This is a genomic window from Mesorhizobium sp. M7D.F.Ca.US.004.03.1.1, from assembly GCF_003998635.1.
GTDB classification, from domain to species: Bacteria; Pseudomonadota; Alphaproteobacteria; order Rhizobiales; family Rhizobiaceae; genus Mesorhizobium; species Mesorhizobium loti.
The window spans coordinates 1-1,112 of the sequence record NZ_RZQG01001377.1 but is presented as its reverse complement, the minus strand read 5'-3'; the positions used below and the strand labels follow the sequence as shown (position 1 = coordinate 1,112).

The window sequence follows — 1,112 nt, the reverse complement described above, 5'->3', positions numbered from 1 at the left end:
CGATGAGCCAATACACGCGCATTTTCCTGCATTTCCTGCACGCGCTCACGGAAAAACGCCGGCGCGTGCACACGTTCGTCTTCGGCACAAGGCTGACCAACCTGACCCGGCAGATGCGCCACCGCGATCCTGATGCAGCACTTGCCGACTGCTCGGCGGCGGTCAAGGACTGGTCGGGCGGCACCCGCATCGGCGACACACTTGCCGAGTTCAATCTGATATGGTCGCGGCGCGTGCTGGGGCAGGGCGCGGTCGTGCTTCTGATCACTGACGGGTTGGAGCGTGACGATGTCTCCGGCCTGTCGGAGGAAATGGAGCGCCTGCACAAATCCTGCCGGCGGCTGATCTGGCTGAACCCGTTGCTGCGTTTCGACGGCTTCCAGGCGCGCGCTCGTGGCGTCAAGGCGATGCTGCCACATGTCGACGAGTTCCGCTCGGTGCACAACCTCGATGCGCTCGCCGATCTCTGCTCGTCGCTGGACAAGAAATCGGCACAATCCGTCGATCCGCGCCGATGGCTGGACGCTGGCGCGAGGCACGCCGCATAACCATATCTTTCCAATCCGAAAACGGATCCTCGAGAAAAACAGACTCCTAGAGAAACGGTCATGGAAAACAGCATTTATCTGGATGAGGCCCGCGATCCGCTGATCATCGCGGAAGGCTGGATGAAGGACGGCAAGGACGTGGCCATCGCGACAGTGGTCGAGACCTGGGGTTCGGCGCCCCGGCCTGTAGGCAGCCATCTGGTCATCGACGCGGACGGCAATTTCCACGGCTCCGTTTCGGGCGGCTGCGTCGAAGGCGCTGTTGTCACCGAGGCCATCGACGTCATCGACAGCGGCAAGGCCAGGATGCTGGAGTTCGGTGTCGCCGACGAAACCGCCTGGCAGGTCGGCCTGTCCTGTGGTGGCCGCATCAAGGTGTACGTGGAAAGGCTGGGCTGATCTCGAATGGATCCCTACGCGCTGAAAACGCTCAACGCCGAACGCCGTGCCCGCCGTGCGGCGATCCTTGTCACCGATCTCGGTGATGGTCGCGACCGGATCGTGCGCGAGGGCGATCCGGTCGCCGGCGATCTCGGCGCCGCGATTGCCAAGGCGTTCCGCACC

General features: G+C 63.4%; 2 protein-coding genes and 1 pseudogene. All 3 read left to right on the top strand.

Annotated elements, in window-relative coordinates; translation table 11 throughout:
* Nucleotides 1-548: VWA domain-containing protein (locus EN935_RS37225; RefSeq protein ID WP_127374300.1), on the top strand; the 548-nt coding region annotated here is incomplete at its 5' end.
* 60 nt (nucleotides 549-608) lie between these two features.
* Nucleotides 609-947 carry an XdhC family protein gene (locus EN935_RS37220; RefSeq protein ID WP_056594403.1) on the top strand — a complete coding sequence of 113 codons (339 nt, stop codon included), beginning with the start codon at nucleotides 609-611 and terminating at the stop codon, nucleotides 945-947.
* Between the two features lie 6 nt (nucleotides 948-953).
* Nucleotides 954-1,112 (top strand): annotated as a pseudogene (locus tag EN935_RS42550) (XdhC family protein); the annotation flags it as partial.

Bases quoted from the DNA above. Each gene is read 5' to 3' on its own strand.
- EN935_RS37220 (WP_056594403.1), top strand. From the start codon at position 609: ATGGAAAACAGCATTTATCTGGATGAGGCCCGCGATCCGCTGATCATC.